Origin of the sequence: Nocardioides sp. SYSU D00065 (genome assembly GCF_017916425.1) — a bacterium.
In the GTDB taxonomy this organism is placed as follows: Bacteria; Actinomycetota; Actinomycetes; order Propionibacteriales; family Nocardioidaceae; genus Nocardioides.
This window is the reverse complement of sequence record NZ_JAFMSX010000001.1, coordinates 1531473-1557546: the sequence shown is the minus strand read 5'-3', so window position 1 is coordinate 1557546 and position 26074 is coordinate 1531473. Positions and strand designations below refer to the sequence as shown.

The window sequence follows — 26074 nt, the reverse complement described above, 5'->3', positions numbered from 1 at the left end:
TGTGGCTGGGGCACCGCTCGGCGAGCGGCCGCGCTGCGCGGCTTGGGTGGCGGTGTGTGAGCCACATCGGGAGGCGTGGGGATGTGGCTGGGGCACCGCTGGGGGAGCGAGCCGGGGGCGCGGCTGGGGTGGCGGTGTGTGAGCCACATCGGGAGGCGTTGGGATGTGGCTGGGGCACCGCTGGGGGAGCGACCGGGCCCACGTCGTCGACGGCCCATGTAACGCCGCGTTACGCCACCTAGTCACCCCCGTGGAAGGGGGTGGGTACAAGCAGTAACACGGCGTTACAGCCGCGCGGGCGGTCTGGCGCGGGGCGGCCGCCGGAGGCGGGCGGGCCCAGATCAGAGGTCGAAGAGGGATCCCGAACCGCTGATGTCGACGTCCGTACGCGGAGTGTGCCCGGGCGCATCGGAGCGCGGTGCCGGCTCGTTCTTCGTCTCCGCGGGCGACTCCTCGGAGCCGGCGTCGGGCTCCGGCTCCGGCTCGGAATCCGGCGATGCGGCCTCGGCCTCAGGCGCGGGCTGGGGATCCGGGTCCGGCTCGGACTCCGGCGCAGCGGCCTCGGCCTCGGCCGCCGGCTGGGTCGCCGGCTCGGCGGGCCCGGGATCGGACGCGAGTGCCTCGGGTGCCTCCGGTGCCGGCGCGCTGGCCGGGGCCTCGAGGTCGAACAGCGAGCCGAGATTGCTCAGGTCGACGTCGGTGCTCGGCGTGGGTGTCGCCGCAGCCGCGTCCGGGGCGGCCGCTGGCGCGCCCTCCGGCTCGGACTCGGCTGCCTCGGCCTCGGCCTCGGCCGCGGCCTCGGGTTCGGTGGCGGGGGCAGGGGCCGGTTCGGCCGCCGGAGCCTCGAGGTCGAACAGGGACCCCAGGCTCGACAGGTCGGCGTCCGTGGTGGGTGCCGAGGAAGTACTGACTGCCCCGGGCTGGGCGGTGGCCTCGGCCTGGGTCGGCTCGGCCGACGCCGACCCCGACGCCTGCGTCGGCTCGGGCGAGCCGGCCCCTGCGACGTCGGGTGCAACGGGCTGCGCCGCAGCTGGCTCCGGAGCGGCGATGTCGAAAAGCGAACCGCTTCCACCGAACCCCGTGGTCGGGGCTGGTGTCGGCTCCGGCTCGGCAGTCTTGGCGGGCTCGGCGGCGGCCACCTCCGGCTCGCTCGGCGTACCGATGTCGAACAGGGAGCCGCCCGCGCCCAGGTCGGTCAACGCGGAGGCGGTCGGCTCTTCGGCCGGCTCGGCGTCGCGCGGCTCGGCCGGCTCGGCGTCGCGCGGCTCGGCCGGCTCCTCGTCCGAGGCGGTCCCGTCGGCGGGGATGTCGAAGAGCGAGCCGCCGGAGGAGGGCGGGTCCTGGGCAGGCGTGTCGAAGAGCGAGCCGCCGGAGGAGGGCGGGTCCTGGGCAGGCGTGTCGAACAGCGAGCCGCCGGAGGAGGGCGCGTCCTGGGCAGGCGTGTCGAACAGCGAGCCACCGGAGGAGGGCGCGTCCTGAGCGGGCGTGTCGAACAGCGACGTACCGCCGGACGCCTTGGCGAGCGGGCCCGCGTCGGCAGTCTCGGTCACGGTGTTGTCGGTGACGGTGACGTCACCGGCCTCAGGCTCGTCCTTGGTCGCCACGTCGGTGGCCGACGCAGATGCGACGGCGGACGTGGACGCTGCGGCGGCCACCCCGGGGGCGGCCTTGGTCGCCTGCTCGCCCTTGACCGAGGCCAGCAGCATCTGCGCGACGTCGAGGACCTCGACCTCCTCGCGGGCCTCGCCGTTGCTCTGCTGCAGGGTGAGCCCGTCGGAGAGCATCACCCGGCAGAAGGGGCAGCCGACCGCGATCTGGTCCGCACCGGTGCCGACGGCCTCCTTGGTGCGGTTGACGTTGATGCGCTCGCCGAGGTTCTCCTCCATCCACATGCGCGCACCGCCGGCGCCGCAGCAGAACGAGCGCTCGGCGCTGCGCTCCATCTCGACGTACTCGGCGCCGGGCAGCACCTGCAGCAGCTCGCGCGGCGGCGAGTAGACCTGGTTGTGGCGGCCGAGGAAGCACGGGTCGTGGTAGGTGATCGAGCGCTTCGCGGCGCCGGCGCCGTCCTTGACCGGGGTCAGCCGGCCCTCGCGCACCAGGCGGTTGAGCAGCTGCGTGTGGTGCACGACCTCGAGCTCGATGCCGAAGTCCTTGTACTCGTTCTTCAGCGTGTTGAAGCAGTGGGCGCAGGTCGAGACGACCTTCTTGACCTTGTACTCCTTGAAGGTCTCGACGTTCTGCTGCGCCAGGCCTTGGAAGACGAACTCGTTGCCCGCGCGGCGCGCCGGGTCACCGGAGCAGGTCTCGCCGTTGCCGAGCACGCCGAACGAGACGCCGGCCATGTCGAGCAGCTCGGCGACCGCGCGGGTCGTCTTCTTCGCGCGGTCCTCGTACGCCCCGGCGCAGCCCACCCAGAACAGCCAGTCCACGGACTCCAGGGACTCCAGGTCCTCACCGACGACCGGGACGTCGAAGTCGAGGCCCTTGGCCCAGTCCATCCGCGCCGTGGCGGACATGTTCCAGGGGTTGCCCTTGTTCTCCAGGCCCTTGAACAGCTGGTTGAGCTCGGCGGGGAAGTTCGACTCCACGAGCAGCTGGTAGCGCCGCATGTCCATGATGTGGTCGACGTGCTCGATGTCGACAGGGCATTGCTGCACGCAGGCGCCGCACGACGTGCAGCTCCACAGCACGTCCTCGTCGATGACGAAGTCGCCGTCGGCGGGGTTGTAGAAGTAGTCGAGCACGTCGGCGCCCGCGCCAGCGGTCTCGCCCTTGGAGCCGACCCCGACCAGCTGCCGCTCGGTGTGGGCCTCCACGCCGTCGGCCTTGGCGTAGGCGTGGTCGCGCAGGCTGGTGATGACCAGCTTGGGGGACAGGGGCTTCTCGGTGTTCCAGGCCGGGCACTGCGACTGGCAGCGACCGCACTCGGTGCAGGTGGTGAAGTCGAGGATGCCCTTCCAGGAGAAGTCCTCGACCGTGCCCGCGCCCAGCGTGGCGTCCTCGTCGAGGTCGTCGAGGTCGTCGAGGGTGATGGCCTTGCCGCGGGACGTGAGCGGCTTCATCGCGCCGAGCGCCGTGCTGCCGTCGGCCTCGCGCTTGAACCAGATGTTGAACCAGGTGGTGAAGCGGTGCCACGCGATGCCCATGGTGAGGTTGCGGGCGATCACCATCAGCCAGACCATCGCCAGCGCGATCTTGAACGCGGCGATGGCGTAGATGGTGTTCTCGAGCGCCTGCGGGGAGTTGGGGTAGAACGCGTCGCCGATCCACGACGCGATCGGGTAGTGGCTGCGGCCGGCGTCCTCGTCGAGCTTCCACTCGGCGGCGCGCACGAACAGGATCGCCGCACCCTCGAGCAGCGCCAGCGCCTCCACGAAGTAGGCCTGCCAGAAGGTCGAGCCGAAGAAGCGGCTCCCGCGGCCCTCGGTGCGGGGGTGGTGGCGCTGGCGGACGAGGATCAAGAACACGATGCCGACGGTGCTGAGCAGCCCGATGGCCTCGCTGAACCACTCGTACGGGTACCAGTGGCCGATCAGCGGCCACGCGAAGGACGGCTCGAACAGCTGGAAGTACGCCGCCAGCACGGCCGTGCTGAGGAACAGGAACGCCGCGTAGACGAACCAGTGCATCACGCCGATCCACGGCCGCTGCAGCATGCGGGTGTGGAGGAAGGTCTCCTTGAGCATCGTCGCGGTACGCCCGACCGGGTTGTCGCTGCGCCCCGGAGCCGGCTGTCCCGCGCGGATCACGCCCAGCATCCGACGGACGGCCGGGACCAGCACGGCCAGCGCTGCGAGGGTCAGTGCGAACGAGAGGACGATCGCGAAGATCTGCATGGGGGACGGCTCCTCGGTCGGGGCGTACAGAGCCGGAGCATAGGGCCGCCTGTCGGGGCGACGGCAGGGCACGTACGGGTGAGAAGAATCCTACCCGCAGGTAACTTCAACCGGGAGCGACGGTGCCCTCAGTTGACGATGGCGACGTTCTCCAGCTCGATCTCGCGGGCGTCCTCGCGGTACGTCGCGACCTTCGACCTCACCTGGTCCAGGGCCTCGGTGAGCTTCTCCACGCCGTCGCGCAGCTTCTGCTGGTGCTCGAGGTGCGCGATGTGCGACTCGCTCGTCTCGTCCCAGCCCGGCGTCAGCCGCTTCACCTCCTCGAGCAGGTCGTCGATCTGCTTCTTGATCGCCGTGGTGGCGTCGGCCAGCGCGGTCTCGATGGCCGACAGCGAGCCCTGGTGGACGACGAGGCCGCGCTCGCTCATCGGGGACCACCCCCGAGGCGGTCGGAGAGCTGGCCGGCTCGCTCGGCCTGCGCGACGTCGTTGGTGGCGTGCTCCTGCGCGACGTACATCAGGCTCTGGGAGTAGCCCTCGAGGATCGGTCCGAGGGTCACCGCGACGTCGAACCACGCGTTGATCGCCTCGCCGAACCCCGCCGCGGCCTGGCCCTTGAAGCCCGAGCCCGCCTCGGTCTCGATGGTGGCGCCCAGCGCGCGCAGCGTCTCCTGCAGCGGCTCCACCGCGTCGGCCGCGGCCTGCGCGGCGGCCTGCATCTCGGCGTACACAAGTCCGACGGCCACGGGCCGCCTCCTTCCGTGAGTTGATGCCCCCTTCCTACCCGCGTGTCCACGGGCCTAATCCGTCATCCGACCCGGACCTGGCACGGACGCCGACCGGACCTCGGGTGGCCGCGCCCCGGGTTTGGGTCGCGGGGTCCCGGGGAATCGGTGAGCCATGCCGTCCTACGACTACGAAGTCGACCTCGAGAGCATGGGCAAGGCCGCCCAGGGCCTCAACGACACGCTCCAGCTGTTCAAGGACAAGGACGTCGAGGACCTCGTCCCCGGCAAGGGCGACGTCGGCAGCGACGTCGTCTGGGACGCCCTCGACGAGTTCAAGAACCGCTGGGAGGAGGGCGTCAACAACCTCTGCCAGGACGTCGAGGAGATGGCCGGGCGGCTCGGCAAGATCGCGATGAACTACTTCGAGACCGACAAGGCCGGCTACGACGCCCTGTCCGCCCTCAAGGGCACGATCGCCGCGGTGAAGGTGCTCTGAGATGCCGGACTTCGAGGTCGAGGGCAATCCCGGCAACATCCGCGCCAAGGCGCTCACCATGGAGCAGAAGGGCCAGCTCTTCTACGACACCGGCGAGGCGCTGTCCAAGATCGACGTCTCCGGCTGGACCGGCCGGGCCGCCGACGAGTTCCGCGAGGCCCACGACCTCGAGCCCGAGCGCTGGTACAAGGCCGGCAACGGCTTCAAGAAGGCGGCCGCCGGGCTGACGACGTACGCCGGGGTGCTGGAGGACGTGCAGCGCCGCGCCGCCGAGGCGAAGGCGGAGTACGAGCGCGGCCAGCGCGAGTCGGAGAACGCCCGCAGCCAGTACAGCTCCTACATGGACCGGATGCGCTCCTACTGGAGCAGCGGCGGCACCGAGCAGGCCGAGCCGTTCCACGACTGGGGCGACCCGATCCAGCAGGAGGCGCTGAAGGCTCTGGCCTCGGCGCGGGCTGACCTCGACAGCGCCGCCCAGGTGTGCGCCGGTGAGGTGCGCGCCGGCTGCGCGGACGCCCCGGAGGAGCCCAACTGGCTCGAGTCGGGCCTCAAGTTCGTCGGCGGCATCCTGGAGGGAGCCGGCGAGGCCGTCTGGGACCTGCTGACGATGGTGCCGTTCAGCCCGGTGAACCTCGTCATCGACGCCTACAAGCTGGCCACCGGCGACCTCACGCCGGAGGAGCTGATGGAGAAGTACGAGCTCTCGGCGGAGAACGCCGTAGAGATGGCGCAGGGCATCTACACCGGCCTCACGACCGACCCGGTCGGGTTCGGCAAGAACCTCGGCAAGAGCCTCCTCGACTGGGACACGTGGGCCGACGACCCGGCCCGGGCCATCGGCCACCTCGTGCCCGACGCGATCGCGGCGGCCGCCACCGCCGGCACCGGCGCGCTCGCCACGAGGGGCGTCAAGGGCACGGCCGACATCCTCGACGGGCTCGCGGACCTGTCCCGGCTCGACAACCTGTCCGACCTCAACAGGCTGGACAACCTCTCGGACCTCAACCGCCTGGACGACATCGGTGACCTCAACAGGTACGACAACGCGCCCGAGGGGCCGCAGGGGACGTGGCGCCACCTCGACGACCCGGCTCTGGAGCCGTGGCTCGACGAGGTCAGCCGGGCCCACCCGGAGCTGGACCGCGAGGGCATCCGCGGCATCTGGGACTACACGACCGACGACGGCTACGACACCATGAACAGCGCGATGCGCGGCGACGGGCCCATCGACCCGGCCGTCCAGGACCGGATCGACGCCACCAACCGCGGCCTCGACCAGCTGCCCAACTACGAGGGCACGACCTATCGCGGCACCAACCTGCCCGACTCGGTCGTGGAGCGCATCAACAACGGCGGCACCCTCACCGACGGCGCCTTCACCAGCAGCTCGACCAACGCCAACGTCGCCGAGGGGTTCATCAACCTCGGCAAGGACAACCCGACGCGGATCACCATCGAGGGTCACTCGGGCAGCAACGTCGGCCCGTTCTCCGCGGCGAGGTCGGAGGCTGAGATCCTGTTCCGTGGCGGCACCGAGTTCGAGGTGCTCAGCAACACGCCGGGGCCTGACGGCGTCCGCCAGCTGGTGGTCAGGGAGGTCAGATGAGCAGCGCCGACGACCTGGACGCGATGAGTCCGGAGCAGATCCGCGAGTGGGCCGAGCGCAAGTGGGCGGAGTCCCGCGCGGCCAACGCCGACAAGCCGCTGCCCGAGATCAGCCGGGTCAAGCGCGACGACCACCCCCACTGGGAGGTCGTCGCCTACGAGTTCCACACCTCGCCGGGGCGCCGGGTCCTGGTCGACAGGGGTGACGGCGCCCAGGTGGAGGGCACGCTGGGCGGTGTCCGTCCGGCTCGGGGCGCCGACGAGCTGCTGGTCGAGCTCGACGGCGCGCAGTGGGCCTGCCGCCGCGCCGACGGGCACGAGTGGGCGCCGAAGGCCAACGGCCGGGTGCGCGTCGAGACACTGCAGGTACCGGTCGTCGCGCGTCCCGTCGACCGTCCCGTCGACGGCACCTCGGCCGCCGAGGAGTGGACCCTGCAGACCAACATGGAAGGACAGCCGTGACGCAGACGCCCGACCTCGAGAGGCTGCTCTCGACCCTGGAGCAGCTCCCGCCCCACGAGGGCGTGGTGTTCCGCGGGTGCGAGGCGCGCAGCCACGAGCGGTGGCCGGGACGCACTCACGTCACGCAGGCGCTGCTGTCCACCTCGCGTGACCCCCGGGTCGCCACGGAGAACTTCTCCACCGACGCCGTGTACGCCGTGCTGAGCAGGACCGGCCGCTCCATCGAGCAGTTCTCGGCCGCCCGCCACGAGCGCGAGGTCGTGTTCCTCCCCGGCACCGTCCTGACTCTGGTGACCCGGGTGCGGGTGCGGGACCTCGGCGTCACGGTCGTCGAGGAGTTCGACCCCGCGGGCGGCGAGCCGGAGCCGGTCGACCTCGACGCGGTGCTGGAGGAGATCGGCCGCGCGGTCCTGGAGGCCGGGCTGCGACCCGACGTACCGGCGCCGATCCCGGGCAAGTTCGCCGGCGACATCGCGTGAGGCCACCGCAGGTGCGGCGATGACCGACGACCTCGACGCGGCCCGCGCCGACCGGATCGAGGGGGTCCTGGTCGCCTCGGCGTGCGGCGACGCGCTCGGGGTGCCGTACGAGTTCGGCTCGGCGCCGCTGGCCGCGACCGAGGCGCCGCGGATGATCGGCGGCGGTCTGGGGCCCTACGCGCCCGGGGAGTGGAGCGACGACACGCAGATGGCGGTCGTCATCGCCCAGGTGGCCGCCGAGCGGGGCCTCGCCGACGAGCAGGCGCTGGACCGGGTCGTCGAGGGCTGGGTCGCGTGGTTGCGCGAGGGTGCCTCGGACGTCGGCACCCAGACGCGCCAGGTGCTCTCCGCCGTGCGGCCGGGTGCGCCGCGGCCGGCGGAGCAGGCGCGGGAGGCGGCCTGGCAGCTCCACCGCCGCACCGGCCGGACGGCCGGCAACGGGTCGTTGATGCGTACGGCGCCGGTGGCGCTCGCGTACCTCGACGACGCCGCCGCGCTGACGGCGCACGCCCGGGCCGTCTCGGACCTCACGCACCCCGACCCCGTCGCGGGCGACGCCTGCGTGCTGTGGTGCCACGCGATCCGGCACGCGGTCCGCGGGGGCGCGGTGCCCGACCTCGCGGACCTGGTCGAGGTGCTGCCGGCGGCGCGGCGCGACCAGTGGGCCGCCTGGGTCGCGGAGGCGGAGGCGCGCCCGCCGCAGGCGTTCGCGCCCAACGGCTACGTCGTCGCGGCACTGCAGGCGGCGTGGTCGGCGCTGCGCCATCCCGCCGGAGCGGGGTCGCCCGTGGTCGCCTCCCTGACGGCTGCCGTGCACGCCGGCGACGACACCGACACCGTGGCCGCCATCGCCGGCGCGCTGCTCGGCGCCCGCTGGGGCGCCTCGGCGTTGCCCGACGAGTGGCTCGCCGACGTCCACGGCTGGCCGGGCCTGCGAGCAGCGGGGCTGCGCGCCCTCGCGCGGCGCGTGGCCGCGACCTGACGCCTCCGCCGGCGGCTCTGGGGTCCGTCCGTCCGGCTAGGTGCCGGAGGTCCGGCCGCTGACCCGCCGGGTCAGCCTCGCCGCCGTTGCGCTGACCGCGGCGGCGGTCACCGCGACGTCCGCGCCGTCGTCGCTGGGGAAGGTCACTGCCACCCCGGCGACGGGGTGCGCGCTGTGGTCGAGCACCGCCGCCGCCACGCTCTGCAGCCCCGGCGTCACCTCGCCGTCCTCCGTGGCGTGCCCGCGCTGCCGGGTGGCGGCGAGGACGGTGCGCAGGGCGCTCAGCGAGGTCGGACCCTTGCCGTGGCGGTCGACGAACGCGTCGCGGTCGGGGTAGAGGGCGCGTACCTGGCTGGCCGGCAGCGCGGCCAGGATCGCCCGCCCGGAGGCGGTGAGGTGCGCGGGCAGGCGTACGCCGACGTCCGTCACGAGCGGCGGCCGGCCGGGCGCCCGCTCCTCGATGACGTACAGCACGTCGCGACCGTGCAGCACCGCGAGGTGGGCGCCGTGGCCGGTGCGGTCGACGAGCTCGGCCAGCGGGCGGCGGGCCAGGCGGGCCAGCGGCTCCTGGCGGGTGAAGCCGCTGCCGACCTCGAAGGCCGCGACGCCGAGGCCGTAGCGGTGCTCGTCGGGCAGGTGCACGACGAAGCCCTCGTCGATCATCGTGTTGAGCAGGTGGTACGCCGTGCTGCGGGGCAGCTCGCACGCCCGCATGATGCGGTCGAGGGGGACCGGGTCGGCCTGGGTGGCCAGGAAGCGCAGGACCCGGAGCGCGCGCGTCGCGGCGGGGACCTGGCTCACCGGCACGGGCTCAGGCCGTGCCGCCGCCGTCCTTGCGGGTGAACCAGCCGCCGCCGCCGTCGGTCTCGATCGGCTTGCCGGGCATCTCCTGGGCGCCCGGCGTACGGCGGGGCAGGCTCGGGGTGTCGCTGCTCGGGGTCTCGGCGCTCGGGTTGGCGCTCGTGTCGGTGCTCGTGTCGGCGGGAGGTGCGGCGTGGCTGCCTCCGGTGGGGGTGCCGGCGCTCGCGTGGCTCGTACGCTCGTCGCCGGTCGTGACGGCGGGGTCCGCGTCGGCGGCCGGCTCCGGCTGCCGGTCGGCCGCGGCGGCCTCGGCGGCGGTCGTCGGTGCCTGCTGCTGGTCGGCCGCGCTGGGCACCTGGGGCGTGTAGTCGTCCGCCCGGTGGTCGACGCGCGGGTCGAGCCGGTCGGCGGCGCGGAGCTGGGCCTCGTGCTCGGCCTCGGCGTGGGAGGCCTCGACCCGAGCGGCCTCGGCCTCAGCCTCGGCGCGCGCGGCCTCGGCGCGGGCCTGCTCGGCCTTCGCGTCCGCCTCGGCGGCGCGCTGCTGCACCGTCGGGAGGGTGGCCTGCGCCTCGGCGGCGGCCCGGGACCGCAACTCGTCGGCGCGGGCCATGTCGGCCTTGCGCTTCCTCTGGCGGAGCAGGAACGCCGCCGCGGCGAGGAGGACCAGGACGATGACGGCGATGACGATGTACGTGGTCGTGGTCACGGATTTCCTCTTTCAGCTCACAGGGATGCCCTCAGTCTGGCAGCACCGGGCGCGGTGTCCAGCGCCGCGTTGCCGCGCCTCCCCCGCCCGGGCGGGGGGCGGTGGGCGATGTTGCGATCCCCGGCTAGCCGGGGAAACTCGAGGTTCCTGCCCGAAGTTTCGGGGGTGAGGCTCAAGTTTCCCCGGCTAGCCGGGGAACCTGACAGCCAGCCACCCCACTCCCGGGGGTCTGGGATCCGAGACAGGAGGGGCGCGGGCGGGGTCGTGCCCGACGCCTCGGCGCGGTTTCATGAGACGCATGCAGAGCATCCAGGTCGGGGTCGGCCCCGTCTCGTTCGAGGACCTCGTCCACGTCGCCCGCGACGGCGCCCCCGTCGAGCTGACCGAGGAGGCGCTGGCCGCGATCGACCGCGCTCGGGAGGTCGTCGAGGCGCTCGCCGCGGCGGAGACCCCGACGTACGGCGTCAGCACCGGCTTCGGCGCTCTGGCCACCCGCCACATCCCGACGGAGCTGCGCGCGCAGCTGCAGCGCTCCCTGGTCCGCTCCCACGCCGCCGGCTCCGGCCCCGAGGTGGAGCGGGAGGTGGTCCGGGCGCTGATGCTGCTGCGGCTGTCCACGCTCGCGACCGGGCACACCGGCGTACGGCGCGAGACCGCGCAGCTGCTGGCCGGCCTGCTCTCGCACGGGATCACGCCGGTGGTGCGCGAGTACGGCTCGCTCGGCTGCTCCGGCGACCTGGCCCCGCTGTCGCACTGCGCGCTCGCGCTGATGGGCGAGGGCGAGGTGCGCGACGCGTCCGGGACGCTCATGCCCGCCGCGGAGGCGCTCGCCGCAGTCGGCCTGCAGCCGGTCGAGCTCGGCGCCAAGGAGGGCCTGGCGCTGATCAACGGCACCGACGGGATGCTCGGCATGCTGGTCATGGCGATCACCGACCTCCGGATGCTGCTGCGCACCGCCGACATCGCCGCCGCGATGAGCGTCGAGGCGCAGCTGGGCACCGACCGGGTCTTCGCGCCCGAGCTGCAGGCCATCCGCCCGCACCCCGGCCAGGCGCTGTCGGCGGCGAACCTGACGGCCTTGATGGCCGACTCTGCCGTGGTCGCCTCGCACCGCACGGGGCCCGGCAACACGGTGGAGTGCAACCGGGTGCAGGACGCGTACTCGCTGCGCTGCTCGCCGCAGGTCCACGGCGCCGCCCGCGACACCGTCGAGCACGCGGCGACCGTCGCCGGCCGCGAGCTGGCGAGCGCGATCGACAACCCGGTCGTCCTCGGCGAGTCGGTGGAGTCCAACGGCAACTTCCACGGCGCCCCGGTGGGCTACGTCCTGGACTTCCTGGCGATCGTCGCCGCGGACGTCGCCTCGATCAGCGAGCGGCGCACCGACCGCTTCCTCGACAAGGCCCGCAACCACGGGCTGCCGCCGTTCCTGGCCGACGACCCGGGCGTCGACAGCGGCCACATGATCGCGCAGTACACGCAGGCCTCGATCGTCTCCGAGCTCAAGCGCCTCGCCGTGCCGGCGTCGGTCGACTCCATCCCCTCCAGCGCGATGCAGGAGGACCACGTGTCGATGGGCTGGAACGCCGCACGCAAGCTGCGCCGCTCGGTCGACGGCCTCGCGCGGGTGATCGCCGTCGAGGTGCTCACCGCCGCCCGGGCGCTCGACCTGCGCGCCCCGCTGACGCCGTCGCCGGCGACGGGCGCGGTCGTCGGCCTGCTCCGCAGCTCCGGCATCGCCGGCCCCGGACCCGACCGCCACCTCTCACCCGAGATCGAGGCGGCCGTCGCCCTCGTCCAGTCCGGCGCGGTGCTCGCCGCCGCCGAGTCAGTGATCGGAGAGCTGAAGTGACCACCGAGGAGAACCCCCGCCTGCCCATCCGCGCCGCCCGCGGCACCGAGCTGACCGCGAAGTCGTGGCAGACCGAGGCGCCGCTGCGGATGCTGATGAACAACCTCGATCCCGACAACGCCGAGCGTCCCGGAGACCTCGTGGTCTACGGCGGCACCGGCAAGGCGGCCCGCGACTGGCCGTCGTACGACGCCCTGGTGCGCACCCTGCGCGACCTCGAGCCCGACGAGACGCTGCTCGTGCAGTCGGGCAAGCCGGTCGGCGTGATGCGGACCCACGAATGGGCCCCGCGGGTCCTGATCGCCAACTCCAACCTCGTCGGCGACTGGGCCGACTGGGAGGAGTTCCGCCGTCTCGAGGACCTCGGCCTGACGATGTACGGCCAGATGACGGCCGGGTCGTGGATCTACATCGGCACCCAGGGGATCCTCCAGGGCACCTTCGAGACCTTCGCCGCCGTCGCCGACAAGAGGTTCGGCGGCACCCTCGCCGGCACCATCACCGTGACCGCCGGCCTCGGGGGCATGGGCGGCGCGCAGCCGCTGGCGGTGACCATGAACGACGGCGTCGCGATCTGCATCGAGTGCGACCAGCACCGCATCGACCGTCGCCTGGAGACCCGCTACCTCGACGTGCAGGCCCGCGACCTCGACCACGCCGTCGAGCTGGCCCTCGAGGCGCGCGACGCGCGCCGCGGCCTGTCGATCGGCGTGCTCGGCAACGCCGCTGACCTGCTCCCCGAGCTGCTCGAGCGCCACCTCGACCGCGCCGGCCGCGGCGAGGGCCCGCTGGTCGACGTCGTCACCGACCAGACCTCGGCGCACGACCCGTTGTTCTACCTGCCCTCCGGGACGGCGTACGACGACTGGGAGCGCGAGCGCACCGAGGACCCGCGCGGCTTCACCAAGCGCAGCCAGGAGTCGATGGCGCGCCATGTCCGGGCGATGGTCGAGCTGCAGGACGCCGGCGCCGAGGTCTTCGACTACGGCAACTCGATCCGCGACGAGGCCCGCAAGGGCGGCTACGACCGGGCCTTCGAGTTCCCCGGCTTCGTGCCCGCCTACATCCGGCCCCTGTTCTGCGAGGGCAAGGGCCCCTTCCGCTGGGCCGCGCTGTCCGGCGACCCGGCCGACATCCACGCCACCGACCGCGCCATCAAGGAGCTGTTCCCCGCCGACGAGAAGCCGGAGTACGCCCGGCTGCACCGGTGGCTCGACCTGGCGAGCGAGCGGGTGCAGTTCCAGGGCCTGCCCGCGCGGATCTGCTGGCTGGGCTACGGCGACCGCGCCAAGGCGGGCGCCCGGTTCAACGAGATGGTCGCCAGCGGCGAGCTCAGTGCGCCGATCGTGATCGGTCGCGACCACCTCGACTGCGGCTCGGTGGCCTCCCCCTACCGCGAGACCGAGGCCATGCTCGACGGCTCGGACGCCATCGCGGACTGGGCGGTCCTCAACGCGCTGGTGAACACCGCGTCGGGCGCGACGTGGGTCTCGTTCCACCACGGCGGCGGGGTCGGCATCGGCCGCTCGCTGCACGCCGGCCAGGTCACCGTCGCCGACGGCACCCCGCTCGCGGCCGAGAAGATCGAGCGCGTGCTCACCAACGATCCCGGCATGGGCGTCATCCGGCACGTGGACGCCGGCTACGACCGCGCGGTCGAGGTGGCCGAGGAGCGCGGCGTGAGGATCCCGATGCGGGGTTGAGGTCCGCGCGGGAGCCGGTCACCGTCGCCTTCTGGCACCGGTGCGGGGCGCGAGCCGAGCTCAGCCGATCGCGCCGCCGCCGGTCAGGATGAGCTGCGTGCCGTCGAGCGGCCCGCGGGCGAACCGGCTGCGCAGGTCGAACGTGGCCTCGACGATCCACTCCGAGGGCGTCTCGAGGTCGGTGGCCACGAGGCGGCCCGAGAGCGAGCCGGCGCCGCCCGGACCCTCGTCGACCGGGGCGTCGACCGCGACGCCGTCGACCTGAGCGGTCGCCGTGGCGAACGTGGCACGGTACTGCTCGCCGGCAGCGGTGACCTTGGTGAGGGTCACGGCTGGCTCGACCACGGCGTGGAGCGAGCCGTCCTCGCTCCAGCCGGCGTCGGGGAGGTAGGGCAGCATCCACACGCGGACGGTGCAGTCGAGCTCCAACGTCGCGGCGGGTCGGGCGCGCCACCCCGCCGAGCAGTCCTGCCGCTCGCCGGCGGCCGCCGGCTCGTACAGCGCCTCCGCGACACCCGCGTCGCGCGAGCCGTCGAGGTGGACCTGCTGCTCCAGGCCGGCGTAGGTCGCCGAGACCGTCTCCACGGGAGTGTCGGCGCCCACGGCGACCACGCGACTCCCGGTGGCGTTCGTCGCGCCGTCGGGGATGGTGGTCACGGTGGCCGGCTCGTCGCCAGCCACCAGCCGCAGCTCGGTGTCCTCGTCGAAGCCGGTCACCTCCGAGGTCTGGTAGCGGTCGAGTGCCCAGGCGACCGGCACGAGGGCGCCGCCCTCCGGCGCGGTGAACTCCTGCGATCCGACGGTGACGGAGCCGACGGGCTCACCGACCGTGACCGTGATGGAGCCGCTCGGCACGCGCACCTCGAAGGTGTCGCCCGAGACGCCGGCAGGTCCCGGGGTCGACTCACCGGCCGCGAGCGTGCCGGAGTCGCCGTCACCGCACCCCCCGGCCAGACCCAGGGCGAGGAGGCCCACGACGACGGCGCAGACCCGGCGTGGCCCCGAGTGCCGTGCGTGCGCCCTCAATGCCCGGCCTGCTTGAGCTCGTACATCTTCCGGAACTGGTCGGCCACCATTGCCGTGCCGGCCTCGTCGAGCGCGCGCTGGACGGCGAGCCGGTCGCGGCGCGCCCACAGCTGGGAGTCGATGGTGATGACGAAGTGGGTGAGCCCGACCGAGGCGATCGACACCGTCCCGTCCGCCGACACGCCCTCCACGGCCAGGTTGTCCCGCTTGTCGACGAACGTCTGCAGGTGCGGGTTGCGGCTGCCGTCGATGGGCGTGATCTGCAGGCCCGTCACCATCTCCTTGTGCCGGTTGTAGGCCTGCGTCCGCTCCACGAGGGCGAGCTTGAAGAGCCGGCCGAGCTGCGTCGTGAAGTCGCCGAGCGTCGCCCGGTGGAACCAGGAGTCGTCGCAGGTGATCCGGAACTCCCGGTCGCCGCGGTTGGTGAGGTGGATGCAGCCGTTGGGGGACGTCGTCTGCACGGACACGTCCTGCCAGGACTCGCGGAAGCGCTGCATCCGGCTCACGAGCCGCCACCCCACGTCCCGAGCCCGGAGTAGGCGGCGATGTGGTTGCGGTGGACCGAGGTCAGCGTCGGGGGCGGCTGGCAGAACTCGTCCCAGTTGCCGTCGATCTCGGCGAGATTGGTGTCGAGCTGGGCCCGGATGGCGTCCTCCGCGTCGCGCACGGCGTCCTCGACGCGACGTACGCCGTCCATCAGGTCCGCCAGGACGTCGCGGGGACAGCACGTGGCGAACTTCTTGGACTCGGTCTGGCCTGCGGCGTAGACGTCCATGCCGGTGCTCGCGACGGTCACCCCGGCGCCGACCGCGGCCAGGATGGACAACGAGGCGCCGCCGGTCGGGACCGCTGCGGCGACCGCGACCACCGCGCCGACGACCTTGAGCGTCGTGGAGATCTCACCGGCACCGGTGTCGAACTCGTCGTCGGCGGCCTCGAGCGCGGCGTAGGCGTCGTTGCCGAGCTTCTCGAGGTCCTCCAGAGCGGCCGTCCACACGGCGGCCTCCGCGTGCAGCAGCTGGCGCAGCACGGCGGCGGCCGCGAACTGGTTGCTGATGCCGGTCTTCCAGCTCTGCGACCACTGGAAGAACCCGTCCGCGGCCTGGCCGGTCCAGTCGTCGAGCTCGATGCCGGCCGTGGAGACCTGGTCGAGAGCCGTGTTGGCGTTGCCCGTCACGGGGTTGCCGGAGCCGTCGCTCGTGCCGGTGTCGAAGCCGGTGGGGGCGAGCAGGGTCATCGTCTCGAGGAGGGCGTCGGTGTGCTGGCCGAACTGGGACGGGTCGGGCACGTCGGCGAAGTTGTTGAAGCACGAGCCGAACTGGGACGGGTCGTCCGGGAAGCCCGAACCCCACGAGCCGGAGTTGTAGCGGTCCATGAGCCGGCCCTGGAGGTCCATGAGGTCTGCCGGGGTCACCATGTCAGTCGATCCTCTGCTTCTCGCGCTCGTAGGCGTCCCGCGCCGCCTGGTCGGTCAGCTCGTAGTCCTCCGCGGCCCACACGAGCGCCGTCCCGCAGTCGCGGATGGCCTGCTCCGAGTCTTCCAGTGCCCTGCTGATCAGCCCCCGGAGCTCGTCGAACCGCGAGCTGACATCGGTGCCGACGCCGGAGGACCGCGACAGCAGGTCGACCAACGAGGTCGACACCCCTCGCTTCGCGGTCTCCAGCGTGTCGCCCACCTCGGGCAGCTTCTTGGCGCCCGCTCGCCACACGCGGCCCACCTCGACGCCCAGTGCCTCGCTCAATGTCCTGCCCTCCGGTTGGTGTCGCTGACACCCTGACACCTGCCCGCACGACCGCGATCGAAACCTCCCACGCGCTCCGAGCCGCGGCACGCCCCACGACCGGGCCGCGGCAAACCCGCGACATCTGCCCAGGCGTACGACAGGATGCAGTCATGGCTACGGGGGAGAAGAAGCCGGCGCGCTCGCGCGTCGTACTGACCGACATCAGCTCGCGGGCGTGGGAGCACCCCGCAGACAAGGGCGCACTCGTCGCCCTCCGCAAGCTCAAGGGCTTCGACGTGCTCCTCAAGACGATGTCGGGGGTGTTCCGCGAGCGCGCGTGGCGGCTGACGCTGCTCGGCTCCGCGGTGCGCGTCGACGAGCGGCAGTTCGCGCGGCTGCACCGGCTGCTGGCCGAGGTCGGCACGAGCCTCGACGCGCGCGACCTGCCGGAGCTGTACGTCGCCGCGGACCCGACGCTGAACGCCCAGACCATCGGCATGGACCGGCCGATCATCGTGCTGTCCTCCGGCCTGGTGCACCACCTCGACGACGACGAGCTGCGCTTCGTCATCGGCCACGAGCTCGGCCACGCGATCAGCGGCCACGCGATCTACCGCACGCTGCTGCTGCGGCTGCTCGGGGTCGGGGGCCTGCTCAACGCCCTCCCCGGCGGCGCCCTCGGCATCCGCATGGTCACCGTCGCCCTGCTCGAGTGGTCGCGCAAGGCCGAGCTGTCGGCCGACCGCGCGGGCCTGCTCGCCAGCCAGGACCCGACCGCGGCGCTGCGCACCCACATGAAGCTCGCCAGCGGCGGCACGCTCGAGGAGCTCGACGTGACCTCGTTCCTGCAGCAGGGCGCGGAGTACGACGAGGGCGGCGACGTCCGCGAGTCGCTGATCAAGCTCTCGCTGCTCCAGCAGCAGTCGCACCCGTTCGCGGTCGTGCGGGCCACCGAGCTGCGCCGCTGGATCGACTCGGGCGCCTACACCGCCATCCTCGGCGGCGAGTACCCGCGCCGCGACGGCGACGACGAGGCCTCGGTGAGCGAGGCCGCGCAGGAGGCGGCTGCGAGCTACGCGGTCACGTTCGAGCGCACCCAGGACACCCTGGGCCGGCTGGTCCACGACCTCGCCGGCTGGATGGGCTCGGCCAGCACCTGGCTCAACGACCGCTTCCGGCGCGGCAGCGAGAGCGCCTGACGGGTCGCGGTCCGAGCACCGTTCTGTCAGCCGTCGGCGGCGAGCGCGCGGACGGCGGCGGAGATCGCCAAGGTGCGCCGCGCCAACTCGACGTGCAGGCTCTCCACCATCCGGCCGTTGTAGGTCACGACCCCGGCGCCCGCGCCCTCCTCCCAGGCGGCGACGAGCCCCTCGGCGTCCGCGACCGCCTGCTCGCTCGGAGCGAAGGCGGCGTTGGCGCCGTCGACCTGGCCGGGGTGGATCAGCGTCTTGCCGTCGAAGCCCATCTGGCGTCCCTGCTCGCACTCGGCGAGGAACCCGGCGGTGTCCTTCACGTCGTTGTAGACGCCGTCGATGACGGCGATGCCGGCGGCGCGGCCGGCCAGCAGCGCGGTGTGCAGGCTCGGCAGGATCGGCGCGCGCCCCGGCACGTGCTCGGCGTACAGCTCCTTGACCAGGTCGTTGGTGCCCAGCACGAAGGCGCCGAGGCGCTGCGAGGCGCGGGCGATCGCCAGGGCGTCGAGGACCGCCACCGGCGTCTCGATCATGGCCCACAGCGTGGTGTGGTCGGGGGCGCCGGCACGCTCCATCGCCTCGACCAGCCGCGCGACGTCGTCGGCGCTGCCCACCTTGGGCACGACGACCGCGTCCGGGCCCGCCTGGCTGGCGGCGACGATGTCGTCGTCGTGCCACTCGGTGCCGAGGCCGTTGACCCGGATGGCGACCGTGCGCCGACCGTAGTCGCCGCTCGCGGCCGCGGCTGCTGCCGACTCCCGCGCGGCGACCTTGGCATCGGGGGCGACGGCGTCCTCGAGGTCGAGGATGAGGCCGTCGCACGCGATGGTCTTCGCCTTCTCCAGCGCGCGCTCGTTGGAGCTGGGCATGTAGAGGACGGAGCGCAGGGGGGTGAAGTCGCTCATGCCGGCACCTCGATCGCGTCGTAGGCCTTCTTCAGCTCGGGATCGATCGCGGCGAGCTCCTCGGCGAGCGCGACCATCACCCGGCACTGCTTGACCGACGCGTCGTCCTCCATCTTGCCGTCGATCATCACCGCGCCGGTGCCGTCGCCCATCGCGGCGATGACCCGGCGGGCGTGCGCGACGTCCTCGACGCTGGGGGAGAACACCTTGTGCGCGATCGCGACCTGCGTGGGGTGCAGGCTCCAGGCGCCGACGCAGCCGAGCAGGAAGGCGTTGCGGAACTGGTCCTCGCAGCCGACGGTGTCGGCGATGTCTCCGAACGGCCCGTAGTAGGGGTAGATGCCGTGCATCGCGCACGCGTCGACCATCCGGGCGATCGTGTAGTGCCACAGGTCCTGCTGGTACGTCGCCCGCGCGGCGTCGTACTGCGCCTGGCCGTCGACGCGCGGCGCGTCCTGGCGCACGAGGTAGCCGGGGTGGCCGCCTCCGACGCGGGTCGTCTTCATCCTCCGGTCGGCAGCGAGGTCGGCGGGACCGAGGGAGAGGCCCTGCATGCGCGGGCTGGCTGCGCAGATCTCCTCGACGTTGGCCACGCCGCGCGCCGTCTCGAGGATCGCGTGGACCAGGATCGGCCGGTCGAGCCCGGCCTTGGCCTCGAGCTGCGCGAGCAGCCGGTCGACGTAGTGGATGTCCTCGGCTCCCTGCACCTTGGGGACCATGACCACGTCGAGCTTGTCGCCGATCTCGGGCACGAGCGTGGTGAGGTCGTCGAGCCCCCACGGGCTGTCGAGGGAGTTGACCCGGGTCCACAGCTGGGTGGGGCCGAAGTCGGTGGTCCGGGCGATCTCGACGAGGCCTCGGCGTGACCGCTCCTTGTTCTCCGCCTTGACGGCGTCCTCCAGGTTGCCCAGCAGCACGTCGACGGTGCCGACCATGGCCGGGACCTTGGCCGCCATCTTCTCGTTGCCGGGGTCGAAGAAGTGGATCGCCCGGCTCGGACGGGCCGGGATCTCGCGCAGCGGCGCCGGCGCCCCGACGGCGAGCGGGGCGAAGAAGTCCTTGGCGGAACGGGTCATGCTGCGCAAACTACCGCTGGGTGACGAGGCGTCGATATGACGGATGTCTCGCCGGCGTCGAGCGCGCAGGCCAGCGGCGTCAGCGCCGTCGACCCAGGAGCCGGCGCCAGCCGCGGCGTGGCTCGGTGGCCGGTCGGGCCGCGGCCAGGGCGGCGCGCTGCGCCTCGGCCCGGGCCGTACGCCGCTCGCGCCAGGCGGCGAGCTCGGCGTCCACGTCGCGCAGCGGCGTCACCACGGGTGGTCCGCCCTGCAGCTGACGGCGGTTCTCCACGACGCGCCGGTTGAAGTCCTCGAGCTCGCGGCGCACCTCGGCCTCGACGTTGATGGCGTCGAGGCGGTCGTCCAGCTCCGCGTCCTCCTTGCGCAGGGCGATGGCCGGTGGGAGCAGCGCGATGTTCTCGCGCTCGACCAGCTTCTTGACCCACCAGTCGGGATCGTGCTCGACGTCGAGGTCGGCGATCGGTTTGCCCTGCCCGGGGAGGTTGTCGAACTCGCCGCGCTCCATCGCCTGCCGGACCTGCAGGTCCACCCAGCTCGCCTGCTGGGCGATGCGGGCGGCGGCGGCCGAGCTGCCGGTGCGGTGGTCGCGCGCGGGCTCGCGACGGGCGTCGTCGGCGGGCGGGGTCGGGTCGGGCATCACGGTCACCTCCGGGACCTCCAGACTAGTCGGCGGTGGACTCCGGGCCGGAGATCTCGTCCTCGAGGACACCGCCCCGGCACCTCCGGCGGAGGCGCGGCCCCCGTGCCGACGGCCACCGTGGAGCCATGACCATCCTGCTCTCCGACCCGCGCGTCGCGGCCGTGCCGGTGCGTGAGTCCGGCGACCCGCTCGTCCGCCTCGACCCCGACTTCGGCCCGGCGCGCGCCGTGGTGCGGCGGGAGCTCGCCGACCGCCTCGCCGCGGCCCGGCGCGAGCTGCCGTCCGGGATCTCGCTGCGCGTCGTCGAGGGGCACCGCACCGTCGCCGACCAGCGCGCCATCATCGCCGCGTACTCCGCCGAGGTCTGCGCCGCCCACCCCGGGATCTCGCCCACGGACCTGCACCACCTGACGAGCCGCTTCGTCGCGCCCGTCGCGGTGGCGCCGCACGTCGCGGGCGCGGCGGTCGACCTCACGCTGGTCGGCGCCGACGGCGACGAGCTCGACATGGGCACGCGGATCGACGCGACGCCGGAGGAGTCCGACGGAGCGTGCTTCTTCGCCGCGGCCGTCGGCGCCGAGGCCCGGTCCCACCGTGACCTGCTCGCCCGCGTGCTCGGCGGCGCCGGCCTGGTGAACTACCCCACCGAGTGGTGGCACTGGAGCTACGGCGACCGCTACTGGGCGCTGCTCACCGGCGCCGACGCGGCGCTCTACGGTCCCGTCGAGCCCGGCACGCGGATCGAGGGGGAGGCCGCGTGACCGCGCTGGCGAGCGTCCCCGACGCGGCCACCGGTCACGGTCCGCGCCTCGAGGTCGACCTGACGGCGGTCGCCGCGAACACCCGCCTGTTCTGCTCGCGCACCGACGCTCAGGTGATGGCGGTGGTCAAGGCCGACGGCTTCGGCCACGGCGCCGGCGACGTCGCGCGTACGGCGCTCGCCAACGGCGCCACCTCGCTCGGCGTCACCAGCATCGCCGAGGCCCTCGCCCTGCGCGCGGAGGGCCTGGACGCCCCGGTGCTCAGCTGGCTGAACCCCCTCGAGGCGGCGTACGACGACGCGCTGGCCGCCGACATCGACCTGGCGGTCCCCTCGCGCGAGCACCTCGACGTGGTGGTCGCCGCCGCGCACCGCTCGTCGGTCCAGCGGCCCGCGCGGATCCACCTGCACCTCGACACCGGCATGGCGCGCGACGGAGCCGAACCGTCCGCCTGGCCGCGGCTGTGCCGTGCCGCGCGCCGGGCGGAGCGCGCCGGGCTGGTGCGGGTCGTCGGTGTGATGGGCCACCTCGGCTGCGCCGACGCCCCGTCCGACGACTGCAACGCGCTGGGCCGGCGCCGGTTCGCGTGGGGACTCGAGATCGCCCGGTCCGCTGGGCTGCACCCCGGGCAGCGTCACTTGGCGGCGACCGCGGCGACCCTGCTCGACGCGCGCAGTCACCACACCACCGTGCGGGTCGGCGCGGGCCTCGTCGGCATCGACCCGAGCCGCACCACGCCTCTGCGCCCGGCCCTGACCCTCACCGCCCCGGTGGTCACCGTGCGGCGGGTCCGCGCCGGCACGGGCGTCGGCTACGGCCACACGTGGACCGCGCCGCAGTCCACCCACCTGGCGCTGCTGCCGCTGGGCTACGCCGACGGGCTGCCGCGCGTCGCCTCCGGCCGCGCCGAGGTGCTGGTGCGCGGTCGCCGCCGCCCGCTCGTCGGCCGCATCTCCATGGACCAGGTCGTCGTCGACCTCGGCGACGACCCCGTGCAGCCCGGGGAGACCGCTACGGTGCTCGGCCCCGGCGACGCCGGCGAGCCGACCGTGGCGGAGTGGGCCGCCTGGTCCGACACCATCGAGCACGAGGTCGTCACCGGTCTCGGCTCCCGCGCCCGCGCCCGCCGCACCGTCCTGCCCGCCGTCGCCAGCCACCTCCGGAGCCTGCCGTGAACCCCGCCCCCATCCGCACCCGCGTCGCCGTCGTCGGGGGCGGACAGAACTGTGAGCACGAGGTCTCCCTCGCCTCCGCCGCCTCGGTGGCCGCCGCGCTCGACCCGGCGGCGTACGACGTGGTGCGGCTGACGATCGGCCGCGACGGCACCTGGTGCGACCAGGACGACCGCCCGCTCCCGCTCGGCGAGGCGGTCACGCTCCTCCAGGGCTGCGACGTCGTGCTGCCGGTCGTCCACGGACCACGCGGGGAGGACGGCTCGCTGGCGGCGCTGTGCGAGCTGGCCGGGGTCCCCTACGTCGGGTCCGGCGTCGGGGCGGGCGCCCTCGCGATGGACAAGTGGGCGACGAAGCTCGTCGCCGAGGCGATCGGCATCCCGACCGCCCCTGGAGTGCTGCTCACCGCGGGCACCGCGGCGACGTACGACTGGACGCGTCCCGTCGTCGTCAAGCCGGTCGCGGCGGGGTCCAGCCACGGTGTCTCGCTGGTCGCCGACCCCGGGATGCTCGAGGAGGCCCTGCGGACCGCCCTGGCGCTCGACGACCGCATCCTCGTCGAGGACGTCGTCGTCGGGCGGGAGATCGACGTCGCGGTGCTGGGCACCGCCGACGGCTCGCGCGTCGTCTCGCCGGCGCTGGAGATCGTCGTCGACGGGTGGTTCGACCACGACGCGAAGTACGGCGGTGGGGCCGAGTTCCGGGTGCCGGCAGCCCTGCCCGACCCCGAGCGGACGGCCCTGGAGGAGGCGGCGCTCGCGGTCTACGACGCACTCGGGTGCCGCGGCGTGGCGCGCGTCGACTTCTTCGTCACCGACGCAGGCCTCGTGCTCAACGAGGTCAACACGATGCCCGGCTTCACCGAGCAGTCGCAGGTCCCGAAGATGTTCGCCGCGGCCGGGATGTCCTACGGGGCACTGCTGGACCGTCTCGTGCGCGACGTGCTGCCCGCGTGAGGGGCCGGATCGAGGGCATCGACCTCCTGCGCGGCATCGCGGTCGCGCTGGTGATGCTGCGGCACGCCTGGCCCGCGGCCTTCCCCGGAGCCGGCGTGGTCGGCGTGGTGATGTTCTTCGCCCTGAGCGGCTACCTCATCACCGGGCTGCTGGTCGACGAGCTCGACCGGACCGGCCGGGTGGACCTGCGCCGGTTCTACCTGCGGCGCGCGCGCCGCCTGGTCCCGGCGCTGCTGCTGCTCGTGGCCGGGGTCGTCGTGGTCACCCTGCTGCTCGACCCGCTCGGCGACCGCGACGAGCTGGTGAAGACGGTGCTGGTGGCGCTGACGTGGACCGGCAACCTGCCCTTCGGTCACGCGAGCGAGGCGACCTTCCACCTCTGGACGCTGGCGACCGAGGAGCAGTTCTACCTCCTGTGGCCCGCCGTGCTCGCGGCGGCGTACGCCCGGGGCCGCGTGCGAGCGGGCCTCCTGCTGGCCGGGGTCGCGTGCGTGCTCGCCTGCATCGCGACGGTGCTCTGGCTGCGCGAGGACCCCGACCTCGCCTACTCGCTGCCCACCTCGTGGGCGCTGTGCTTCGTGATCGGCGGCGCGGCGCGCGTAGTCGGCACCCATGACGCAGCCCGGTGGCCGAGGGTGGCTGCGTCCGCGTGGGCCGCCCCTGCCGCGCTCGTCGGCCTCCTCGTCCTGAGCGTGGTTCCATTGCGTGGACACGCCCTCACCTACCTGGCAGGAGGACCCGCCATCGCTGCGCTGACCGCGGTCCTGCTGCTGTCGTGGCGGACCTGGACGGAGGTCTCCGGACCCGCCCGGGCGCTCGTGCTGCTCGGCACGGTGTCCTACGGCGCGTACCTCTGGAACTACCCGCTCACCCTCTGGCTGCGGCCGTCGCTCGACGGCCTCGCCGGTCCGGTCGCCGCCGTGCTGACGCTCGTCGCGGCCGGGCTCAGCTGGCGCCTCGTCGAGTCGCGATCCCAGCGCACGGCGCGCACGCCCGAAGCGGTGGCTCCGTGAGCACCTCGGTGGCGGGGCGGCCGTCGGCCGAGCAGCTCCGGGCCTGGCTGCCCGACGCCGCCCTCGGGGCGGCGGTGCTGCTCCTCGGGCTGGCCGAGGCGTCGCGGGTCAAGCCGTTCTGGCAGGACTGGTGGGACCTGGCGCTCGTGGTCGGGGGCATCGCGACGGCTGTCGGGCTGAGCCGCCGGGCGCCCGGCGCGGCCCTCGGCCTCGTGTGGCTCGTCGGCCTGGCGCAGCTGGTCACCGGCACGCCCGTCCTCCTCGCCCAGCTCTCGATCGCGGCCGTCGCCTTCGGCGCCGCCCGGTGGGGGAGCACGGCGGTGGTGTGGCTCAGCGGCCTGTCGATCCCGCTCGGCGCGGCGGTCGTGGTGCTGTTCGCCGCCTCAGAGGTCTACGACGTCATCAGCGGCTTCATCGACTACAGCAGCGTCATCGACTCCGCCTACCGCTTCGGTACGACGTGGGAGGTCGGCGCGGCCGTTGTCGGCATGTTCGTGCTGGGGTCCCCGTGGCTGGCCGGCCTGGCGCTGCGATTCGGCTCCCGGGCCGCGGAGTCGCGGGTCTCGCAGGTGGCCGCCGAGGAGGACGCCGCACGCGCGGTCCAGGAGTCCGCGCAGGCGCGCGAGATCGCCCGGCTGCGGGAGGAGCAGGCCCGCATGGCGCGCGACGTGCACGACGTGGTCGGCCACTCCCTGGCCGTGATCCTCGCCCAGGCCGAGTCCGCCCAGTACATCGAGGACGCCGACACCGAGAAGCTCAAGCAGACGATGGCGACGATCGCCACCTCCGCCCGCACCTCGCTGCAGGACGTGCGGCAGGTCCTCACCACCACCCGGTCCGGGAGCGCTCCGAGCCGCGGCGGCAGCCTCGACAGCCTCGTGGAGAACGTCCGCGCCAGCGGGCACGAGGTGGCGTCGACCGTCGTCGGCCAGCCGCAGCCCCTGCCGCCGGAGCTGGAGACCGTGGCCTATCGGGTGCTCCAGGAGATGCTGACCAACGCCATCAAGCACGGGCGCCGCGACACCCCCGTCACCGTCGAGCGCCACTGGGAGGGCGAGCTGCGCATCGAGGTCCGCAACGTCGTGCAGGGCGAGCCGGGCGACGACGTCACCCAGCCGATCCGGGCGGTGCATCATGGGGGAGCGCCCGGGCAGGGGATCGACGGCATGCGCCGCCGGCTCGACGCGGTGGGCGGGCGGCTCGACGTACGCCGTCGCGACGAGGCGGGCGGCCCGACGTTCACCGCCACCGCGTGGGTGCCCGTGCGGGGCGGCTCGTGATCCGCGTCGTCCTGGTCGACGACCAGGACCTGTTCCGCGAGGGCGTACGGGTGATCGTCGACGCGCAGGACGGCATGGAGGTCGTCGGAGTCGCCGGCGACGGCTTCGAGGCGGTGCAGGTCGTCGACGAGCTCGAGCCCGACGTGGTGCTGATGGACATCCGGATGCCCGAGATGGACGGCGTCGAGGCCACGCGACAGCTCTTCTCGCCCGACCGGGTCTCGCGGCGCGAGCACCCGCTGCGGGTCGTCGTGCTGACCACCTTCAACCTCGACGACCGCGCTGCCACGGCCATCCGCTACGGGGCCAGCGGCTTCCTGCTCAAGGACACCACCCCGGTGATGCTGCGCGACGCGATCCGCACGGTGCACGCCGGCAACGCCGTGCTGGCCCCGGCCGACCTGTCGCTGCTGATGCAGGACCAGTTCGTCGCCCGGGCGCCCGCGCCGGCGGCGTACCTCACCTTGACCGACAAGGAGCGCGAGGTGTTCGCCGCCGTCGCCCGGGGCCTGTCGAACACCGAGATCGCGGGCCTGGTGTTCGCCTCGGAGTCCACCGTGAAGACGCACGTCGGGTCGGTGCTGCGCAAGCTGTCGCTGCGCGACCGGGTGCAGATCGTGGTGTTCGCCCACGAGCACGGGCTGGTCGAGCGCGGCTGAGGCCAGCTCGGGGGCGG

26 protein-coding genes are annotated in these 26074 nt (G+C 73.4%); 14 read left to right on the top strand and 12 right to left on the bottom strand.

Going from position 1 to position 26074, the window contains the following annotated elements; genetic code table 11:
• Positions 1-341 precede the first annotated feature (341 nt).
• From J3P41_RS07415 to J3P41_RS07405, 3 genes are all read right to left on the bottom strand, one after another.
• Entirely contained in the window at positions 342-3839 is a 3498-nt protein-coding gene (locus tag J3P41_RS07415) for a heterodisulfide reductase-related iron-sulfur binding cluster (RefSeq protein WP_210649535.1), read from the bottom strand.
• 128 nt (positions 3840-3967) lie between these two features.
• Entirely contained in the window at positions 3968-4267 is a 300-nt protein-coding gene (locus tag J3P41_RS07410; RefSeq protein ID WP_210649534.1) for a hypothetical protein, read from the bottom strand.
• The gene (locus J3P41_RS07405; protein WP_210649533.1) at positions 4264-4584 is read right to left on the bottom strand and encodes a WXG100 family type VII secretion target; all 321 of its coding nucleotides are present in this window, start codon (positions 4582-4584) and stop codon (positions 4264-4266) included. Before J3P41_RS07405 ends, J3P41_RS07410 begins: the two co-directional genes overlap by 4 nt.
• A gap of 154 nt (positions 4585-4738) precedes the next feature.
• Between J3P41_RS07405 and J3P41_RS07400 the strand changes: the two genes are divergently transcribed.
• From J3P41_RS07400 to J3P41_RS07380, 5 genes are read left to right on the top strand one after another with little or no spacing between them, the layout of a single operon-like run.
• On the top strand, positions 4739-5062 hold the full coding sequence (locus J3P41_RS07400; protein WP_210649532.1) for a hypothetical protein: 324 nt from the start codon (positions 4739-4741) through the stop codon (positions 5060-5062).
• Between the two features lies 1 nt (position 5063).
• Positions 5064-6668, top strand: a complete 1605-nt coding sequence (locus J3P41_RS07395) for a putative T7SS-secreted protein (RefSeq protein WP_210649531.1) — start codon at positions 5064-5066, stop codon at positions 6666-6668.
• Positions 6665-7129, top strand: coding sequence for a hypothetical protein (locus J3P41_RS07390; RefSeq protein WP_210649530.1), 465 nt, complete (start codon positions 6665-6667; stop codon positions 7127-7129). The genes J3P41_RS07395 and J3P41_RS07390 overlap by 4 nt, the downstream gene beginning before the upstream one ends.
• The gene (locus J3P41_RS07385) at positions 7126-7608 is read left to right on the top strand and encodes an ADP-ribosyltransferase domain-containing protein (protein ID WP_210649529.1); all 483 of its coding nucleotides are present in this window, start codon (positions 7126-7128) and stop codon (positions 7606-7608) included. Before J3P41_RS07390 ends, J3P41_RS07385 begins: the two co-directional genes overlap by 4 nt.
• Positions 7609-7627: 19 nt before the next feature.
• Complete coding sequence (locus J3P41_RS07380; RefSeq protein ID WP_210649528.1) at positions 7628-8590, top strand: ADP-ribosylglycohydrolase family protein; 963 nt, start codon at positions 7628-7630, stop codon at positions 8588-8590.
• Positions 8591-8626: 36 nt separating this feature from the next.
• On the opposite strand, the gene J3P41_RS19240 is transcribed toward J3P41_RS07380, so the two are convergent.
• Positions 8627-9391, bottom strand: coding sequence for an IclR family transcriptional regulator (locus J3P41_RS19240; protein WP_210649527.1), 765 nt, complete (start codon positions 9389-9391; stop codon positions 8627-8629).
• Between the two features lie 10 nt (positions 9392-9401).
• On the bottom strand, positions 9402-10097 hold the full coding sequence (locus tag J3P41_RS19235) for a hypothetical protein (protein WP_210649526.1): 696 nt from the start codon (positions 10095-10097) through the stop codon (positions 9402-9404).
• 298 nt (positions 10098-10395) lie between these two features.
• Here J3P41_RS19235 and hutH point away from each other — a divergent pair, with 298 nt between their 5' ends.
• Together hutH and hutU are read left to right on the top strand one after the other, a co-directional pair.
• Positions 10396-11949 carry a histidine ammonia-lyase gene (gene hutH / locus J3P41_RS07365; protein ID WP_210649525.1) on the top strand — a complete coding sequence of 518 codons (1554 nt, stop codon included), beginning with the start codon at positions 10396-10398 and terminating at the stop codon, positions 11947-11949.
• Positions 11946-13652, top strand: coding sequence for a urocanate hydratase (gene hutU, locus J3P41_RS07360; RefSeq protein ID WP_210649524.1), 1707 nt, complete (start codon positions 11946-11948; stop codon positions 13650-13652). Before hutH ends, hutU begins: the two co-directional genes overlap by 4 nt.
• A 60-nt stretch (positions 13653-13712) precedes the next feature.
• Here hutU and J3P41_RS07355 read toward each other — a convergent pair whose 3' ends face one another.
• From J3P41_RS07355 to J3P41_RS07340, 4 genes are read right to left on the bottom strand one after another with little or no spacing between them, the layout of a single operon-like run.
• On the bottom strand, positions 13713-14627 hold the full coding sequence (locus tag J3P41_RS07355) for a hypothetical protein (protein WP_210649523.1): 915 nt from the start codon (positions 14625-14627) through the stop codon (positions 13713-13715).
• 47 nt (positions 14628-14674) lie between these two features.
• Positions 14675-15184, bottom strand: a complete 510-nt coding sequence (locus tag J3P41_RS07350; RefSeq protein WP_210649522.1) for a hypothetical protein — start codon at positions 15182-15184, stop codon at positions 14675-14677.
• Positions 15181-16095 (bottom strand): hypothetical protein, encoded by a 915-nt coding sequence (locus J3P41_RS07345; protein WP_210649521.1) that lies wholly within the window; start codon positions 16093-16095, stop codon positions 15181-15183. Before J3P41_RS07345 ends, J3P41_RS07350 begins: the two co-directional genes overlap by 4 nt.
• Position 16096: 1 nt before the next feature.
• Positions 16097-16420, bottom strand: a complete 324-nt coding sequence (locus J3P41_RS07340; protein ID WP_210649520.1) for a hypothetical protein — start codon at positions 16418-16420, stop codon at positions 16097-16099.
• Positions 16421-16572: 152 nt separating this feature from the next.
• Between J3P41_RS07340 and J3P41_RS07335 the strand changes: the two genes are divergently transcribed.
• Positions 16573-17601, top strand: a complete 1029-nt coding sequence (locus tag J3P41_RS07335) for a M48 family metallopeptidase (protein WP_210649519.1) — start codon at positions 16573-16575, stop codon at positions 17599-17601.
• A 26-nt stretch (positions 17602-17627) separates the two neighbouring features.
• Here the strand turns inward: J3P41_RS07335 and J3P41_RS07330 are convergent, their stop codons facing one another.
• From J3P41_RS07330 to J3P41_RS07320, 3 genes are all read right to left on the bottom strand, one after another.
• Positions 17628-18500 carry a CoA ester lyase gene (locus J3P41_RS07330; RefSeq protein WP_210649518.1) on the bottom strand — a complete coding sequence of 291 codons (873 nt, stop codon included), beginning with the start codon at positions 18498-18500 and terminating at the stop codon, positions 17628-17630.
• Positions 18497-19576: a CoA ester lyase gene (locus J3P41_RS07325; RefSeq protein WP_210649517.1), complete on the bottom strand. Its 1080-nt coding sequence runs from the start codon at positions 19574-19576 to the stop codon at positions 18497-18499. Before J3P41_RS07325 ends, J3P41_RS07330 begins: the two co-directional genes overlap by 4 nt.
• A 79-nt stretch (positions 19577-19655) precedes the next feature.
• A complete protein-coding gene (locus tag J3P41_RS07320) occupies positions 19656-20213 on the bottom strand; it encodes a DUF1992 domain-containing protein (RefSeq protein WP_210649516.1) in 558 nt (185 codons plus the stop codon).
• Positions 20214-20341: 128 nt separating this feature from the next.
• On the opposite strand from J3P41_RS07320, the gene J3P41_RS07315 reads away from it, so the two are divergent.
• The 6 genes from J3P41_RS07315 to J3P41_RS07290 are packed head-to-tail and all read left to right on the top strand — an operon-like array spanning position 20342 to position 26057.
• Positions 20342-20977, top strand: a complete 636-nt coding sequence (locus tag J3P41_RS07315; RefSeq protein WP_210649515.1) for a M15 family metallopeptidase — start codon at positions 20342-20344, stop codon at positions 20975-20977.
• Positions 20974-22152: an alanine racemase gene (alr, locus tag J3P41_RS07310; protein WP_307861871.1), complete on the top strand. Its 1179-nt coding sequence runs from the start codon at positions 20974-20976 to the stop codon at positions 22150-22152. Before J3P41_RS07315 ends, alr begins: the two co-directional genes overlap by 4 nt.
• Entirely contained in the window at positions 22149-23105 is a 957-nt protein-coding gene (locus J3P41_RS07305; protein WP_307861870.1) for a D-alanine--D-alanine ligase, read from the top strand. Before alr ends, J3P41_RS07305 begins: the two co-directional genes overlap by 4 nt.
• On the top strand, positions 23102-24118 hold the full coding sequence (locus tag J3P41_RS07300; protein WP_210649514.1) for an acyltransferase: 1017 nt from the start codon (positions 23102-23104) through the stop codon (positions 24116-24118). Before J3P41_RS07305 ends, J3P41_RS07300 begins: the two co-directional genes overlap by 4 nt.
• Complete coding sequence (locus J3P41_RS19230) at positions 24115-25398, top strand: sensor histidine kinase (RefSeq protein ID WP_210649513.1); 1284 nt, start codon at positions 24115-24117, stop codon at positions 25396-25398. Before J3P41_RS07300 ends, J3P41_RS19230 begins: the two co-directional genes overlap by 4 nt.
• Positions 25395-26057: a response regulator transcription factor gene (locus J3P41_RS07290; protein WP_307861869.1), complete on the top strand. Its 663-nt coding sequence runs from the start codon at positions 25395-25397 to the stop codon at positions 26055-26057. Before J3P41_RS19230 ends, J3P41_RS07290 begins: the two co-directional genes overlap by 4 nt.
• Positions 26058-26074 lie beyond the last annotated feature (17 nt).